General features: G+C 63.7%; 14 protein-coding genes. 10 read left to right on the plus strand and 4 right to left on the minus strand.

The window, feature by feature from the left end; all coding sequences use genetic code 11:
* Positions 1-104 precede the first annotated feature (104 nt).
* The 8 genes from ACZ5ZH_RS01905 (at position 105) to ACZ5ZH_RS01940 (ending at position 8,970) form a co-directional block, all read left to right on the plus strand.
* Positions 105-656, plus strand: a complete 552-nt coding sequence (locus ACZ5ZH_RS01905) for a tail tape measure protein (RefSeq protein ID WP_464771999.1) — start codon at positions 105-107, stop codon at positions 654-656.
* Complete coding sequence (locus tag ACZ5ZH_RS01910) at positions 653-2,983, plus strand: DUF2460 domain-containing protein (RefSeq protein ID WP_464772000.1); 2,331 nt, start codon at positions 653-655, stop codon at positions 2,981-2,983. The genes ACZ5ZH_RS01905 and ACZ5ZH_RS01910 overlap by 4 nt, the downstream gene beginning before the upstream one ends.
* Positions 2,980-3,795 (plus strand): DUF2163 domain-containing protein, encoded by an 816-nt coding sequence (locus ACZ5ZH_RS01915; protein WP_464772001.1) that lies wholly within the window; start codon positions 2,980-2,982, stop codon positions 3,793-3,795. The genes ACZ5ZH_RS01910 and ACZ5ZH_RS01915 overlap by 4 nt, the downstream gene beginning before the upstream one ends.
* 8 nt (positions 3,796-3,803) lie before the next feature.
* On the plus strand, positions 3,804-4,193 hold the full coding sequence (locus ACZ5ZH_RS01920; RefSeq protein WP_464775201.1) for a peptidoglycan endopeptidase: 390 nt from the start codon (positions 3,804-3,806) through the stop codon (positions 4,191-4,193).
* An 8-nt stretch (positions 4,194-4,201) separates the two neighbouring features.
* Positions 4,202-6,397, plus strand: a complete 2,196-nt coding sequence (locus tag ACZ5ZH_RS01925; protein WP_464772002.1) for a phage tail protein — start codon at positions 4,202-4,204, stop codon at positions 6,395-6,397.
* Positions 6,398-6,428: 31 nt separating this feature from the next.
* Positions 6,429-6,932 carry a DUF2793 domain-containing protein gene (locus ACZ5ZH_RS01930; protein WP_464772003.1) on the plus strand — a complete coding sequence of 168 codons (504 nt, stop codon included), beginning with the start codon at positions 6,429-6,431 and terminating at the stop codon, positions 6,930-6,932.
* 178 nt (positions 6,933-7,110) lie between these two features.
* Complete coding sequence (locus ACZ5ZH_RS01935; protein WP_464772004.1) at positions 7,111-8,199, plus strand: OmpA family protein; 1,089 nt, start codon at positions 7,111-7,113, stop codon at positions 8,197-8,199.
* 222 nt (positions 8,200-8,421) lie between these two features.
* Positions 8,422-8,970 (plus strand): superoxide dismutase family protein, encoded by a 549-nt coding sequence (locus tag ACZ5ZH_RS01940; protein WP_464772005.1) that lies wholly within the window; start codon positions 8,422-8,424, stop codon positions 8,968-8,970.
* 21 nt (positions 8,971-8,991) lie between these two features.
* Here ACZ5ZH_RS01940 and thpR read toward each other — a convergent pair whose 3' ends face one another.
* Positions 8,992-9,537, minus strand: coding sequence for an RNA 2',3'-cyclic phosphodiesterase (gene thpR / locus ACZ5ZH_RS01945; RefSeq protein WP_464772006.1), 546 nt, complete (start codon positions 9,535-9,537; stop codon positions 8,992-8,994).
* A 191-nt stretch (positions 9,538-9,728) separates the two neighbouring features.
* Here thpR and ACZ5ZH_RS01950 point away from each other — a divergent pair, with 191 nt between their 5' ends.
* The gene (locus tag ACZ5ZH_RS01950; protein ID WP_464772007.1) at positions 9,729-10,463 is read left to right on the plus strand and encodes a Bax inhibitor-1/YccA family protein; all 735 of its coding nucleotides are present in this window, start codon (positions 9,729-9,731) and stop codon (positions 10,461-10,463) included.
* A 63-nt stretch (positions 10,464-10,526) separates the two neighbouring features.
* On the opposite strand, the gene ACZ5ZH_RS01955 is transcribed toward ACZ5ZH_RS01950, so the two are convergent.
* From ACZ5ZH_RS01955 to ACZ5ZH_RS01965, 3 genes are all read right to left on the minus strand, one after another.
* Entirely contained in the window at positions 10,527-11,156 is a 630-nt protein-coding gene (locus tag ACZ5ZH_RS01955; RefSeq protein ID WP_449471477.1) for a glutathione S-transferase family protein, read from the minus strand.
* 251 nt (positions 11,157-11,407) lie between these two features.
* Positions 11,408-13,726 (minus strand): ATP-dependent Clp protease ATP-binding subunit ClpA, encoded by a 2,319-nt coding sequence (gene clpA / locus ACZ5ZH_RS01960; RefSeq protein ID WP_464772008.1) that lies wholly within the window; start codon positions 13,724-13,726, stop codon positions 11,408-11,410.
* Between the two features lie 156 nt (positions 13,727-13,882).
* The gene (locus ACZ5ZH_RS01965; RefSeq protein WP_449471479.1) at positions 13,883-14,080 is read right to left on the minus strand and encodes a DUF1192 domain-containing protein; all 198 of its coding nucleotides are present in this window, start codon (positions 14,078-14,080) and stop codon (positions 13,883-13,885) included.
* 101 nt (positions 14,081-14,181) lie between these two features.
* Between ACZ5ZH_RS01965 and ACZ5ZH_RS01970 the strand changes: the two genes are divergently transcribed.
* Positions 14,182-15,186 (plus strand): NAD(P)H-quinone oxidoreductase, encoded by a 1,005-nt coding sequence (locus ACZ5ZH_RS01970; RefSeq protein ID WP_464772009.1) that lies wholly within the window; start codon positions 14,182-14,184, stop codon positions 15,184-15,186.
* The last annotated feature ends 267 nt before the right edge of the window (positions 15,187-15,453 follow it).

A 15,453-nucleotide genomic window follows, 5' to 3' on the forward strand; every position in this document is an offset into this window, starting at 1 on the left:
AGCGATCTCCGGACAGAATTAGAGTGGTCGCGTGGGGGCCGCCCCCACCCCAACCCCTCCCCTGAAGGGGAGGGGCTTATTTTGGTGGCTCTTGGAGGCAGGGGATGGACGAGGAAATCGAGACGCTGGTGGTGCGGGTTCGGGCGGATACGCAGGGGCTTTCGCGGGATGTGGAAGTGATGCGGGGGGAGCTGGAAGGGCCGCTGGCTTCAGGCGCGGAGCGGGCGGGGCGGCGGATTGAGCAGGGGTTGCTTCGCGCGGTGCGGAGCGGGCGCTTTGGCTTTGAGGAGCTGAAGCAGGTTGCGCTGTCGGTGCTGGAAGAGATTGCGGCGGGGGCGGTGCGGTCTGGCGCGGCTAGTGTTGGGGGTGTGGGGGGGTCCTTGCTGACGTTGGCGGGGGCGGCGCTGGGCTTGCCCGGGCGGGCTACTGGCGGGCCGGTATCGCCAGGGCGCGCCTATGTCGTGGGTGAGCGGGGGCCGGAACTGTTTGTGCCTACGGCTAGCGGACAGGTGATGGCGAACGGTGGCGCGGGTGGGCGCGATGTGCGGGTGAACATCGCCGTGCAGGGGCGTGGTGAAGGGTTCGACAATGCGCGGATGCTGGCGCGGAGTGCGCGGCAGGTGGCGCGGGCGGTCAGGGGGGCGCTGAACGGATGAGTGGGCTGGGCTATTGGTTGGCGGACGCACGGCGGGGGCAGGAGGAGCGCTTCATGAAGCGTTTTGCGCCAACGCATTGGACGGTGAACTTTCCGCGGCCCATGATGGCGAGTGTCGTCACGACGGCGCCTGATGCTTTGCGGGTGGACGCGGTCTTTTATGGCTCGGGCAATCTGGCGGGGCTGATCTGGGAGGCGGAGGACAAGTGGAGCCATCCGCTGCTGGCTTATGAAACGGCGCGGGATTTCCGGGACTGCGTGCTGCGGTTCCGCTGGCGGAGCGGGGGGCTGAAGCGGCTGGACGAGGTGCATGGGCCGACGCTGACTATCGAGGGGCGGGATGCGGCGGGCACTCCGAGGTCCTGGTATGTGCGGTTGTGGAATTATGCGAGCGGATCGGCGGAAGATGCTGAGGTCGTTCTGAATTTCGCTGATCTGGATGGGGGCTTCCTGCTGCCGGGCGAGGCTGACCCCGTTTGGGCGGGTGATGTGGATCGGATGTTCATTTCCCTTGCGCCGCCGGGCTATGATGCTGGGGCTACGGCTTTCGCGGCGGGGGTTGAGGGCTGGGCCGAGCTGTCGGCCATGCGCTGCGACGGCGCGGGGTCTGTGCTGAGCGTTGGCGATGTGATGGTGCCGGAACATGGGCTGTCGATGGCGACAGGCTATGATGATTGTTTCAACCAGACGCCTGAGCGGATTGTCGAGGCGATCCATGCGCTGGGCTATCGCGGTGACATCAATCATTATGTTGGGATGAGCCATTATTTCCGGCTCGAACCGCTGGGTGGTGGTTTTTATGTGAGCCTGGCGGGAGGCGTGTTGAACGCGCCTTGTGCGGCTTGGCATGCTGACTTTGCGGGGCGGGCAAAGGCTCTGGGGCTAGGGGTGATCTGGTCGCTTTCCTATGAGTTGCTGGACGCACATTGCTGGAATGATTGGAAGCAACGCGCGGAGAATGGTGATGCGGCGCTGACGGGTTGGTCGCCGCCCTCGACTTTGCTGTCGCCTGCGCATGATGGGGCGATGAGCTATTTGCGGCTCGTGGCTGGGGCCTTTGTTTCCATTGGGTTGAGTGCCGGTATTCCGATCAAGTTTCAGGTCGGTGAGCCATGGTGGTGGGTGATGCCCGCCGATGGGCGGATCTGCATTTATGACGCGGCGGCGCGGGCGGCCTTTGGTGGGAGCCCGGTTTCGATCAGCGATGTGCGGGGGACGTTGAGTGGGCCGCAAAAGGCTCTGCTGGATCAGGCGGGGGCGGTGCTGGCGGCGTCTACGGCGGCGCTGTGTGCCTGGGTGAAGGGGGTGGCGCCGGGGGCGGTGACGCATTTGCTCGCCTATCTGCCGACGGTACTGGACCCGCTCGCGCCGGAGGCCAAGCGGGCGAACATGCCGGTGGGGTGGGCTGCGCCAGCCTTCGATGTGTTGCAGCTGGAAGATTATGACTGGGTGACGGAGTGGCGACCTACGCGCACCTCGCGGGGGATCGAAGTGGCGACGGCGCGGCTCGGCTATCCGGTGGAAGAGCAGCATTATTTTTCTGGCTTCGTGCTGCTTGGCGAACAGGCGGCGCAGTGGCGGCAGATCGCTGACGCGGCGGAGGCGGCGGTGCGACGGGGGACGGCGGCGACCTTTATCTGGGCGCTGCCGCAGGTGGCGCGGGACGGCTTCACCTGCTTCAGACTTCAGGGGGACGATGAGATGCAAGCCTTTGACGATGTGGCGTTTCCGATCGCCATTGGGCGGGACGCGAGCCTGTCGCCTGCTTTTTCGACGCAGGTGGTGGAGAGCCCGTCCGGGCATGAGCGACGGAGCAGCGACTGGGCGGATGCGCGGCTGTCCTTCGATGCGGGGCCGGGGGTGCGATCGGAGGCGGACATTGTCGAGCTGATTGCCTTCTTCCGGGCGCGACGTGGGGCGGGGCGGGGGTTCCGTTTTACCGATCCTTATGATGATCGCAGCTGTGCGCCGGGGATGGCGCCGGGCGCGCTGGATCAGCGTCTGGGGACGGGGGACGGCGTGCGGACGGAGTTTCCGTTGCAGCGCTATTATGGCGACGGTGAGGAGGCGCAGGTGCGGCGGATCACCCGGCCGGTGGCGGGCAGCATTCGCATGGCGGTGGATGGCGTCGAGCTGAGCAGCGGGTGGAGCCATGCGGGACTGGGCGTCATCGCGTTCGACGAGGCTCCGGCGGTGGGCGCGTTGCTGACGGCGGGGTTCCGTTTCGACGTGCCGGTGCGCTTTGCCGAGGACAGGCTGGACGTCAACCGCGCGACCTTTGCGGCGGGTGAGGCACCTTCGGTGCCGCTGGTGGAGATACGGGAATGAGCGGGCTGGAGGCTTTGGAGAAGCCGCTGGCGACGCTCGCTTTTTGCTGGCGGCTGGAGCGGCGGGATGGGGTGACGATCGGGCTGACGAGCCATGACCGCGATCTGGAGATCGGGCATGTGCGCTATCGCGCCGCGCCGGGGATGACGCCTTCGGCCGTTCGCAGCGGGATCAGTGCGGAGGCGGGCGATACCGACTTGCAGGGCGCCTTGATTGCGGATGCGATCAATGAGGCGGATTTGATGGCGGGTCGCTGGGACGGGGCTGCGCTGGAGTTGCGGCTGACGGAATGGGAAGCGCCGGGCGAGATGTGGCTGATGCTCGCGAAGGGTGAGATTGGGAGCGTGGCGCGAAAGGGCGGGGCTTTCACGGCGGAGCTGGTGGGGGCGATGGCGGCGCTGAAGGCTCCGGTTGCGCCCTCTACCTCGCCCGATTGCCGGGCTCGGTTGGGCGATCGGCAGTGCCGGGTCGATCTGGCGGGGCGGCGGAAGGTCATAGCGGTGTCGGCTGTTGATGATGTCGAGGTGAGTGCGGCAGCGTTGGCTGTGGGTGTCTATGCCTTTGGCACTTTGCGGTGGCTGACGGGCGCCAATGCGGGGGCGGTGCAGGCCGTCGTGGACAATGGGGCTAGTGGGGTGACGCTGGCCGATCCGCCATCCTTTGCGGTGTCGGCAGGGACGCTGGCGCTGCTGACGGAAGGTTGTGACCGGCAGTTGGATACGTGCGGGACGCGCTTCGCCAATGTCGTGAACTTCAGGGGGGAGCCTTATTTGCCGGGGACGGACCTTCTGACGCGCTATCCGGGCGCGTGAGCGGCGCAATGGGGGACCGGATCGTGGCGGCGGCGCGCGATCTGGTGGGGGTGCCTTTCCGGCTGCAAGGGCGCAGCAGGACGAGCGGCATCGATTGCGTCGGGCTGGCGGCTTTGGCGCTGGCGGAGGCGGGGCACAAGGGTACACCGCCGCGAGGCTATGGGCTGCGGTCGGGCGATGCGGCTCTGGCGCGCGACTGGCTGGAGCGGGCGGGCTTGCAGGCGGTTGAGCGGGGGCAGGCGGGCGACCTGGCGCTGGTGCGGCCGGGGCCGTTGCAGTTGCATCTAATGATTTTGGTCCCCGGCGGGCATGTGCATGCCCATGCGGGACTGGGGCGCGTGGTCGAGACGCCGGGGCCTTCGCCCTGGCCCGTCATCGGCCATTGGCGGGCGATATAGGAGCAGACATGGCGACTTTAGTGCTGACGGCGCTGGGCACGGCGATCGGCGGGCCGCTGGGCGGTGCGATCGGCGGATTGATCGGCAGCAGCCTGGATCAGGCGGTGCTATTCAAGCCCAAGGGGCGCGAGGGCAGGCGGCTGACCGAGTTGCAGTTGCAGACATCGAGCTATGGCGCGCAGATCCCGAAGCTGTTCGGGAAGATGCGTGCAGCCGGATCGGTTATCTGGGCGACCGACCTTAAGGAAAAGCGCAACAAGAGTGGCGGTGGCAAGGGGCGGCCGAGCGTCACCAGCTACAGCTATTCCGCGAGTTTCGCGGTTGCGTTGTCGGCGCGGCGGGTGCGGGCGGTGCGGCGCATATGGGCGGACGGCAATCTGCTGCGCGGCGTGGGCGGGGATTTCAAGTCGGGGCTGAGTGCGTTCCGGCTGCATTTGGGGAGTGAGGATCAGGCTGCCGATCCGCTGATCGCTTCGGCGGAGGGCGTTGACCGGACGCCGGGGCATCGGGGCATCGCCTATGCGGTGTTCGAGGATCTTCAGCTTGCCGATTATGGCAATCGCATTCCTTCGCTGACCTTTGAGGTGGAGGCGGATGAGGGGGTGGTGACGATCGGGACGGTGGCCGTCGATCTGAGTGGTGGCGCGCTTGCTGCTGCCGCAGACGGGGCCGTCGATGGCTTTGCGGCGGGCGGAGCTGATGTGATCGATGCGATTGGTCCGCTGGTGGAGGCATGGGACCTTGCCTTTGTTGCTGGTGAAGATGGGCTGCGGCTGACCGGCACGGGGGGCGATGAGACGGGTGGTGAGATCGGCGCGGGCACTTTGTGCAAGCGTATCAATGGGCGTGCCATCGATGCCGTCGAACAGTCGGGGGAAAGCGCCGATGCGGTGCCGCTGGCGCTGTCGCTGCGCCATTATGATGCGGCGCGGGACTATCAGGCGGGGGTGCAGCGCGTCAGTCGGCCGGGGGCGGGGCGGGTCGAGCGCGGGATCGATCTGCCGGTCACCATGTCTGGCGATGCTGCGCGCCGTCTGGCGGCCCGTCATCTTGGTCATGACTGGACGGGCCGATCCGCCATGACGCTGCGGTGCGGGTGGGACGCCCTGCGCCATGAGCCCGGTGATCTGGTGACGGTCGAGGCCATGCCGGGCCGCTGGCGGGTGGAGGAACGGGAATGGGAAGCCATGGCCGTTCGGTTGGCGCTGCGGCGGGTGCCGGGGGCGGGAGGCGTCTTGCCTGCGGGAGCGTCCTCCGGCGCGATCGTGCGGCAGGCGGATGCGCCGCATGGACCTACTGTATTGATGCTGACCGACCTTCCGCCGCTGCGGGAGGCGGCGGCCACCGCGCCGTTGATCGCTGCGGCGGCCAGTGGCGGGGAGGGGTGGAGGAACGCGGCCCTGTTCGTGATGAGTGAGACGGGGGAAGCCAATCCGGTCGGCCGCACTGCGCCGCGTGCCGTGATGGGGGAGGCCGACGAGGCGTTGGGGCCGGGGAGCTGGGCTCTGATCGATCTGGTCAACAGCTTGCATGTGACGCTGCTGGCGGCGGACATGGAGCTTGGCGATGCGGATGAGGCGGCTTTGGCGCAGGGACGCAATCTTTGCATGGTTGGACGGGAGCTTCTGCAATTTTCCCGCGCGGTGCAGACGGGCGCGGCGAGCTTCCGGCTGGAAGGGCTGCGGCGGGGATTGTTCGGGACCGAATGGGCTATGGATGCGCATGTCGCTGGCGAGCCGTTTCTGCTGATCGAGGAGGAGCGGCTTGCCGAACCTTTTGCAGGCTTGGGCAATGGCGAGATCGGCAGCACGCTGCGGCTTTCGGCGGTCGGGATTGGCGATGCGGAGCCGGTAGAGGCAGAGCTGACCGTCAGCGGGGAAGCGGTGACGCCGGTGGCGCCCGTTCACCTTCGCGCTGTTGCCGACGGGGCGGGGGGATGGAATCTGAGCTGGGTCCGGCGGAGCAGGAATGGCTGGCGCTGGATCAGCGGGGCGGATGTGCCGCTGGGCGAGGAGAGCGAGCGTTACGAACTGCGCGTGCTGGCGGATGGCACCTTGATGCGCCGGATCGAAACCACATCGCCGTCATGGACATATGACGCGGACGCATTCGACGCGGATGGCGGCGGCGCATTGACGATCGAGGTGCGGCAGATCGGCTCTTTCGCCCTGGGACGGGCAGCGCGGATCGTCTTGCCGCTTTGATAACCGACAATTGGAAAAAGGAAGTTCGATCATGACGAGCGATGCGACGCCTCGCTGGGCACTGCCCCAGCTTTTCGCCGGGCAGGCACAGAAGGAAGTCTTTCACAACGAGGCGTTGGCACGGATCGACATGCTGCTGCATGGCGCGGTGGAAAGCGCTGACGAGGATGTGCCGCCAACTTCGCCCGATGAGGGCCAGTGTTGGATCGTGGCGGAAGGCGCTTCAGAAAGCTGGTCGGGGCAGGATGGGTCGGTCGCCTGTTGGACTGGAGGCGGATGGCGGTTTGTCGCGCCGCGTGCGGGCTTGAGGCTGCGGGTCGTGGACCGGGGGCACTCGATGTATTTCGACGGCAGCGATTGGCAGGATGCAGCGGCTCGCAGCGACGGCTTCTATGTCGAGGGCGAGCGGATTGCGGGGGCGCGGCAACCGGCCATAGCCAACCCCGTGGGGGGAAGCTCCGTCGACAGTGAGGCGAGAAGTTCCCTGGTCGCGATTTTAAATGCGATGCGCAGTCACGGACTGATCGAACCATGACTTGAGGGGTGTCCATCTTTTACAATAGAGGCGTGCGGAAATGCTTATGCTACGGGGCTTCTGGAGCCGTGTGATGTATTTGAGCAACAGTTTCACCAATTGTGGACTTGCCATGAAACTTTCTTGCCGATACATGGTTTCAGCAGTCCTTCGTGACACTTTTGAAAGGGGAATTCAAATGCGGAAGCTTGCCCTCGCGGCTGTGCTTGCCTCCTCCGCCCTGGCCACCCCGGCCCTGGCGCGTGATAACAGCTGGTATATCGGAATCGATTCCGGTGTTACCATTGTTGAAGATCAGGACATAACCTTCACGCCCGGTATCGATCCGACGACTGGTCTTGGCACTGCCAGCACCACGCTGGAAAATGTCGACTACCACAAGGGTTGGGACGGTGATGCGGTCATCGGTTACGACTTCGGCGGTTTCCGTCTTGAAGCCGAAGCTGGTTACAAGCGTGCCAAGGTTGACCTGGACAACAGCGGTTTCGGCGGTTCCGCGTCGGCCCTTTCGTTCATGCTGAACGGTCTGCTTGACTTCGGTTCGGACGACGGCCTGCAGGGCTTCGTCGGTGGCGGCGTTGGCGTTTCGCGCGCCAAGCTGGCCAATGATCTGGTCAACGACAGCGACACCGGCTTCGCCTGGCAGGCGATTGCGGGCGTTCGTTATCCGCTGACCAACAATGTTGACGTGTCGCTGAAGTATCGCTTCTTCAACCAGGACAACATCGACCTGGTTCCGGCCTACACCACTGCGGTGGGCGTTGCCGGTGGCGATGTCAGCACCAAGCTGCGTACGCACAGCCTTCTGCTGGGCCTGACCTACAACTTCGGTGGTGAACCGGCTGCTCCGCCGCCGCCGCCGCCGCCGCCCCCGCCGCCCCCGCCGCCGCCTCCGCCGCCTCCGCCGGTCGCTGAGTGCAGCCCCGGGCCGTACATCGTGTTCTTCGAATGGGACAAGTCGGACGTCACGCCTGATGCCGCCACCATTCTGGACAACGCGGTTTCGGCCTACAGCAACTGCGGCAGCGCCCAGGTCATGCTGGCAGGTTATGCGGACCGTTCGGGTTCGGCATCGTACAACGTCGGCCTGTCGCAGCGCCGTGCTGACGCGGTCAAGGCCTACATCTCGTCGAAGGGTATCCCTGACGGCGTGATCACGACCCAGGCGTTCGGTGAATCGAACCCCCGCGTCGAAACCGCCGACGGTGTTCGCGAACTGCAGAACCGTCGCGTGGAAATCACTTACGGTCCGGGTTCGGGTCAGTAAGCAAGATTTCCATCTTCGCGGATGGAACAAGGTTGAGGGGCTGGTCGAAAGACCGGCCCCTTTTCCTTTGCGGTGATCAGGCGCATCGGCGAGCGAGTGGTTTCATAGCCACCGTCTGGCCGTCAGCGTTGGGGAGATCGCTTGGCATTGTGGACTATATGCGCAACAAATGGCGACTTGTTGCGTTCGCCAGCTATTGCTTCACCGGGAGTGCATTTGATCATGAAAAACGCCCTAATCGTCTTTGCGCCCCTCGCACTTTGCCTGACTGCCTGCGCGAGCGGGGATGGCGGGGCTTTGAATTCCGGGTCGGCCGGGATGCTAAATGCCCGCGCTGTCTTGTTGGCTGCGGACGGGTCGGCTCGGGGCGAAGCCAAGGTGACGGAAGCGACGGATGGCCTGCATGTCGATGTGCAGGCAAGTGGACTCACGCCTGGTATTCATGCGGTCCATATCCACATGACCGGAACATGCACGCCGCCCGACTTCACCAGCGCGGGCGGCCATTGGAATCCAACCGCGCGCCAACATGGCCGGGATAACCCGGCGGGCATGCATATGGGAGACATGCCAAACCTGACCGCTGGACCGGATGGGACTGGGCGAATGGAGTTCGTGGTCCCCGGCGCGACCTTGCGCAGTGGGACCAATGCGGTCCTGGACGCAGATGGCGCCGCCATCGTGATCCATGCTCAGGCGGATGACAACAAGACCGATCCTGCGGGTAACGCAGGCGGGCGCATTGCCTGTGGTATATTGTCCGCCGGTTGAAGACGCCCGCGGGCACGTATTTTAGAGAGCGGACGGGTCGGCAGGATATACCGCCGCCATCTCATAATGCGCTCCATTCTGCGTGAGGTGGCTTTCGAAAAGGGCAAATTCGTCCACCAGAAATGGAGGGCTGGAAAGTCCGGCATGATAGGCCAGGAACCCGTTCGTGCTGCCCCCGTTACGGCCGAAGCGGGCGAGAGTGATGTGGGGCAGATAGGCGCGTTGCTCAGCCGGAAAGCCCGCCGCAACACAGGCGCGGTCGATCTTCCGATGAAGCTGGTCGAGCGCATCGCGAGGTTGAACGGCTGCCCATAATGTGTCGGTTCGCCCTTTGCGCTCGAACTGTCCGAGGCCGGACAGGGAGATCGCGACAGGAGCGAAGCGCACGGCTGCCAGCGCCTCGGCCAGATCGTTGGCTTGGTGCCGGTCGGCGTTTCCTACAAAGCGTAAGGTCAGGTGCAGTTGATCCTCGCTCTGCCATCGCGCGCCAGCGATGCCGCTCATCAATGACAATAAGCGCGCCCGGATTGGCTCCGGCGGGCGAATGGCGACGAAGAGGCGGTGCATGAGGCCATTATAGCGAGCCTGGGGAATTGTGTCAGCGGAAGCGGAGGAAGGGTGGAGTTGGTGCGCTGGAAGAGGAGCCAGGAAACCATCCTATGTCGTTAGAGCGTCCAGTCGCTCTTCCCTTGAATTAGCGGCCAGATATGGCGATAATAGCAGTGTCGGCGGAGTGCGCCGGTGAAGGAGATTATCTCATGGCCAATTGGTCTGACCCCCGCTCGAACATTGCCGGTTTCGGCGGGACGACGGTTGCGCGCGGCGAGGCTTTCGACGCTGGCCTGCGCAGCTATATGCTGTCGGTTTACAATTATATGTCGAGCGGCGTGCTGCTGACGGGCGTCGTTGCCATGCTGTTTGCCTCGAGCGGGCTGGCTTATCAGATCCTGGCTGGCCCCGGCATTCTCAAATATGTCATCATGCTCGCACCGCTGGCATTCGTGATGATCATGAGCTTTGGCATGAACCGCCTGTCGACGGTTGCGATGCAGGCCATGTTCTGGGCCTATGCCGCAATGATGGGGCTGTCGCTCTCTTCCGTTCTGTTGGTTTATACCGGCACGTCGGTGGCGCAGACCTTCTTCGCGACGGCAGCGGCTTTCGCGGGCCTTAGCCTGTGGGGTTACACGACGAAGAAGGATCTTTCGGGCTTTGGCACCTTCCTGATCATGGGCGTGGTCGGTCTGCTGGTCGCGTCGCTCATCAACCTGTTCCTGCGGTCGAGCGCGATGGACATGGTGGTCAGCTTTATCGGCGTGCTGCTGTTCGCGGGCCTGACCGCTTATGACACGCAGAAGATCAAGAGCATCTACGCCCACGTTGCGGGCACGGACATGATGGGCAAGTCGGTGGTGATGGGGGCGCTGAACCTCTATCTCGACTTCATCAACATGTTCCTGTTCCTGCTGCGTTTCATGGGTGATCGCCGCTGATCTTCCGGCGGCGGTGCCGAACATGAAAAAGGCCCGATGGCATGCGCCACCGGGCCTTTTTTCTTATGCCGGCTTCTGCATCTGCGCGATGAGGGCGCCGTCGAGTTCCTTCTGCCGCCTGTAGGCGGGGCGCTCACGGAGGCGGGCGGCGTAGGTTTCGAAGGCTGGGCGGCTGTCCATCGTGCCGAAGCTCAATCCCCAGTCGATCTGGGAGCCGACATAGACATCGGCCGCGGTGAACTGGTCGCCGCAGATCCATTGATCGCCCGACACGGCCTGTTCCAGCGTTGCGAGTGTCTGATCATAGTTGCCGTAGCCCATGGAGCGTTCGCGGTCTTCAGGAACGGAGAGGCCCATCGCCTTGTTGGAAACGGCGGCCTCCACCGGGCCTGCCGCGAAGAACAGCCAGCGATAATAATCTGCCCGCTGCTCTGACGGAGGCGCGAGGGCTGCGGCGGGGAAAGCGTCGGCCAGATACGCGCAGATCGCGGCGGCTTCGGTCACGACCTTCCCCTGATGGACGATGGCGGGAACCTTGCCCATCGGATTGATGGCGAGATAGTCAGCCGCCTTCATGGTGGTGCCATAGTCCAGGATGATCATGTCATAGGGCTGGCCAACTTCTTCCAGCATCCAGCGGGCGATCTGCCCGCGCGACATGGGGTTGGTGTAGAAGGTGATGTCTGTGGCCATGTGACTCTTCCCTCGTGAAGACGTGGTTGGAATTCGCGGGCGCCAGATTGGCAAATGCTGGTGGTGCCGACCAATGGAATTTTGACTGTAGGGTGGCCGTTTCAGATCGCCTTTGATGTTGCGCTTGCCCACCCCCTAACCCCTCCCGCTTACGGGAGGGGGGATGCGATCCTCCTGACGCTCGCAGGCTTTGCCCAAAAACAAAGGGCGGCTGTGGGAGCCGCCCTTTCATATCTCGTGCCTCGGCCTGCTTACTTGGCCGATTCCGCAGGCTTCGCCTTGCCACCCTTCTTGCCCTTTTTCGGAGCGGCCGGGGTGATTTCGAAAGCGAGTGCGTCGTCCTTCAGCCGGACATGCACCTCTCCGCCATGGACGAGTTTTCCGAACAGTAGTTCCTCGGCCAGCGGCTGCTTGATCTTTTCCTGCATCAGTCGGCCCATCGGGCGGGCACCGTAGAGCTTGTCGTAGCCCTTCTTGGTGAGCCAGCCCTTGGCATCGTCGTCCAGCGTGATGTGGACGTCGCGGTCGGCCAGTTGCAGTTCGAGTTGCAGCACGAACTTGTCGATGACCCGCGCCACGATCTCCGGCGGCAGATAGCCGAAGGGAACGATGGCATCGAGACGGTTGCGGAATTCGGGGGTGAAGAGCTTCTTCACCGCATCCTCCTGCACATCGTCGCGCGTCAGTTCGCCAAAGCCGATGCTTTCCTTCGCCATGTCCGACGCACCGGCATTGGTGGTCATGATGAGGATGGTGTTGCGGAAGTCCACCGTCTTGCCGTGGTGATCGGTCAGGCGGCCATTATCCATCACCTGCAACAGGATGTTGAAAAGGTCGGGATGCGCCTTTTCGATCTCGTCCAGCAGCAGGACGCTGTGTGGATTCTGGTCGACCGCATCGGTCAACAGACCGCCCTGGTCATAGCCGACATAGCCCGGAGGCGCACCGATCAGGCGGCTGACCGAGTGCCGCTCCATATATTCCGACATGTCGAACCGCTGGAGCGGGATGCCGAGCAGGTTCGCCAACTGGCGCGCAACCTCCGTCTTGCCGACGCCCGTGGGGCCGGAGAAGAGATAGCTGCCGATCGGCTTTTCCGGATCGCGCAGGCCCGCCCGCGACAGCTTGATCGCGGAGGACAATATCTCGATCGCCCGGTTCTGGCCGAAGACGACGCGCTTGAGATCGGTGTCGAGCGAACCCAGCACCGACTTGTCGTCGGCCGAGACGGTCTTGGGAGGAATGCGCGCCATGGTCGCGATGACCTGCTCGATCTCCTTGGGCGTGATCGTCTTCTTCCGCTTGCTCGGCACCACCAGCATCTGCATCGCGCCGACTTCGTCGATCACGTCGATTGCCTTGTCCGGCAGCTTGCGGTCGTTGATGTACCGCGCCGAAAGCTCCACCGCCGCCTTGATCGCGTCGGGAGTATATTTGACGTTGTGATGTTCCTCGAAGGCGCTGCGCAGCCCGGCGAGAATCTTGATCGTGTCTTCGATGGTGGGTTCGTTGACGTCGATCTTCTGGAACCGGCGCAGCAGGGCGCGGTCCTTCTCGAAATGGTTGCGGAACTCCTTGTAGGTGGTGGAGCCGATGCAACGGATCGTGCCGCCCGACAGAGCGGGCTTCAGCAGGTTGGAGGCATCCATCGCGCCGCCACTGGTCGCGCCCGCGCCGATGACGGTATGGATTTCGTCGATGAAGAGAACCGCGTGCGGCATCTTCTCCAACTCGGTGACGACCGCCTTCAGCCGTTCTTCGAAATCGCCGCGATAGCGAGTGCCCGCGAGCAGCGCGCCCATGTCGAGCGAGTAGATCACCGCTTCCTTGAGCACGTCTGGAACATCGCCCTCGACGATCTTGCGCGCCAGACCCTCCGCAATCGCGGTCTTGCCCACGCCCGGATCGCCCACATAGAGCGGGTTGTTCTTCGACCTGCGGCACAGGATCTGGATCGTCCGGTCGACTTCGGCGCTGCGGCCGATCAGCGGGTCAACCTTGCCCCGCATCGCCTTCTCATTGAGGTTGACCGTGAACTGCTCCAAGGCACTGTCCTTCTTGCCCTTGCTGTCCTGCGCCTTCTTTTCCTCTTCCGGAGCGCCCTTTGCAGCGCTTTGCTCAGGAGCGGCAGTGCCCTTGCCGACGCCGTGGCTGATATAGCTTACGGCATCGAGGCGGCTCATATCCTGTTGCTGGAGGAAATAGACGGCATAGCTCTCCCGCTCGGAGAAAAGCGCGACGAGCACATTGGCTCCCGTCACTTCGTCCTTTCCGGAAGATTGCACGTGCAGGATGGCGCGCTGGACGACGCGCTGGAAACCGCTGGTGGGGGAGGGGTCGCTGGACCCTTCCACCTTCAGGCTGTCGAGTTCACTGTCGAGATATTGGGTGACGGCGTCGCCCAGTTCGCCAAGCTCTACGCCGCACGCCTGCATCACCTTCGAAGCATGCTCGTCATCGATCAGCGCGAGGAGCAGATGCTCCAGCGTCGCATATTCGTGGCGGCGCTCCGACGCATGGGTCAGCGCGTTGTGCAACGTGGTTTCAAGGGCGGGTGCGAAAGATGGCATTTCTATTCTACTCCTGGCCCCAAAGAGGGGCTGACTTGAACCATATGTCGGCATTGCTCGACGGCGGATCAAGGAGGGGTCCCTGATCGCCGGAATTGCGAGACTGCCCGTACCCGGTAAAGCCCATGTCAGGGCCGCAGGGGGCGGGGCGCGGGTTCATCGCTTGAATAACGCCTCAGCACTTGATTTGTGGTTAACGGCGCTTTCAATCTTTGATCTGGTTCGGGCGATTTCACCCTCCAGCGCGCTGATGCGCTCTTCCAGATCGGCAAGGGATAAGGGACCCAAATCCTGTCGAAGCAGTTGGGCCAGCGGATCATCAATCTTGCGAGGCAGATCGTCGTCCATGTCCATGAATGCCAATGTTGACCGCCGGGGCGCCTCTGTCAATAAGGCCCTTATGCCGCTTGCGATTTTCAGCCGCGGTGCCAGATTATTGCGGGGGAATGGCCATCATGGGGTTTGAGGCGAAATTGCCTGATGAAATGATGGCGATTGCCATTCCATCGCCCGGCGGTCCCGAAGCTCTGGTGGCTGAGCGTCGTCCGGTTCCTGCCCCCGCAGCGGATGAAGTGCTGATCCGGGTCGCCGCGGCAGGCGTGAACCGGCCGGATGTCTTGCAGCGGCAGGGCAAATATCCGCCGCCCCCCGGTGCGTCCGATATTCCGGGGCTGGAGGTGTCCGGCACGATCGTCGCGGCTGGCGGCAGCGCGGAGAAACTGATCGGGCAGCGCGTATGCGCCTTGCTCACTGGCGGCGGCTATGCCGAATATGCGGTTGCGCCCGCAGGCCAGTGCCTTCCCGTGCCGGACAGCTACGACATTGTCGAAGCGGCGGCATTGCCCGAAACGCTCTTCACCGTCTGGACCAACCTGTTCGAGCGTGCCTATGTCGTCGGGGGCGATACGGTGCTGGTGCATGGTGGGACCAGCGGCATCGGCACGATGGCGATTTCACTCTGCCGCCTCTTTGATATCACCATCATCGTCACTTGCGGCAGTGATGCGAAATGCGAGCAGGCGAAGGCTTGGGGCGCGCATCATGCCATCAATTATCGTGTCCAAGATTTTGCCGAAGAGGTAAAGCGCATTACTGCTGGTCAAGGCGTGCAGGCGGTTCTCGACATGGTGGGCGGCGACTATGTGCCCCGAAACTTGCAATGCCTTGCCGAAGATGGCCGCCATGTGTCGATCGCGGTGCTGGGCGGGGCGAAGGCGGAAATCTTCATTCCGGCGGTGATGACCCGGCGGCTGACGCTGACCGGATCGACACTGCGGCCCCGCTCCTCCGCTTTCAAGAGCCTGGTGGCAGATGAAATCATCCGTGAGGTCTGGAGCTTCGTGGAGGGAGGCAGGCTCCGTCCGGCGATGGACCAGCGTTTCCCCTTGGCAGGGGCGGCGCGGGCACATGCGCGCATGGATGCGGGGGAGCATTTCGGGAAGATCGTTCTGACTGTCTGAGGGCCTGTTGGGTGGATTGCGGTCATAGCTAATCCTCCCCATCGTGAGATGGGGAGGGGGACCGTTCGCGAAGCGAATGGTGGAGGGGAAATCTCACAGGTCGTGCCATTTTCCCCTCCACCAGCCTGCGGCTGGTCCCCCTCCCCACGCTTCGCGCAGGGAGGATTTGGAATGTCCGCCAATGGCTATAAAACAGCCGATCACTTCTATTTCGCGATACCGTAAAACCCCGTAAACCGTAGCATTTCCGTCACATTCGCTGCGGGA

The sequence above is a fragment of the Sphingobium sp. TomMM7A genome, from assembly GCF_055397305.1.

What these genes read in the sequence shown, in the direction of transcription:
- ACZ5ZH_RS01905 (WP_464771999.1), top strand. Translation starts at nt 105, where the DNA reads ATGGACGAGGAAATCGAGACGCTGGTGGTGCGGGTTCGGGCGGATACG.
- ACZ5ZH_RS01910 (WP_464772000.1), top strand. Translation starts at nt 653, where the DNA reads ATGAGTGGGCTGGGCTATTGGTTGGCGGACGCACGGCGGGGGCAGGAG.
- ACZ5ZH_RS01915 (WP_464772001.1), top strand. Translation starts at nt 2,980, where the DNA reads ATGAGCGGGCTGGAGGCTTTGGAGAAGCCGCTGGCGACGCTCGCTTTT.
- ACZ5ZH_RS01920 (WP_464775201.1), top strand. Translation starts at nt 3,804, where the DNA reads ATGGGGGACCGGATCGTGGCGGCGGCGCGCGATCTGGTGGGGGTGCCT.
- ACZ5ZH_RS01925 (WP_464772002.1), top strand. Translation starts at nt 4,202, where the DNA reads ATGGCGACTTTAGTGCTGACGGCGCTGGGCACGGCGATCGGCGGGCCG.
- ACZ5ZH_RS01930 (WP_464772003.1), top strand. Translation starts at nt 6,429, where the DNA reads ATGACGAGCGATGCGACGCCTCGCTGGGCACTGCCCCAGCTTTTCGCC.
- ACZ5ZH_RS01935 (WP_464772004.1), top strand. Translation starts at nt 7,111, where the DNA reads ATGCGGAAGCTTGCCCTCGCGGCTGTGCTTGCCTCCTCCGCCCTGGCC.
- ACZ5ZH_RS01940 (WP_464772005.1), top strand. Translation starts at nt 8,422, where the DNA reads ATGAAAAACGCCCTAATCGTCTTTGCGCCCCTCGCACTTTGCCTGACT.
- thpR (WP_464772006.1), bottom strand. Translation starts at nt 9,537, where the DNA reads ATGCACCGCCTCTTCGTCGCCATTCGCCCGCCGGAGCCAATCCGGGCG.
- ACZ5ZH_RS01950 (WP_464772007.1), top strand. Translation starts at nt 9,729, where the DNA reads ATGGCCAATTGGTCTGACCCCCGCTCGAACATTGCCGGTTTCGGCGGG.
- ACZ5ZH_RS01955 (WP_449471477.1), bottom strand. Translation starts at nt 11,156, where the DNA reads ATGGCCACAGACATCACCTTCTACACCAACCCCATGTCGCGCGGGCAG.
- clpA (WP_464772008.1), bottom strand. Translation starts at nt 13,726, where the DNA reads ATGCCATCTTTCGCACCCGCCCTTGAAACCACGTTGCACAACGCGCTG.
- ACZ5ZH_RS01965 (WP_449471479.1), bottom strand. Translation starts at nt 14,080, where the DNA reads ATGGACATGGACGACGATCTGCCTCGCAAGATTGATGATCCGCTGGCC.
- ACZ5ZH_RS01970 (WP_464772009.1), top strand. Translation starts at nt 14,182, where the DNA reads ATGGGGTTTGAGGCGAAATTGCCTGATGAAATGATGGCGATTGCCATT.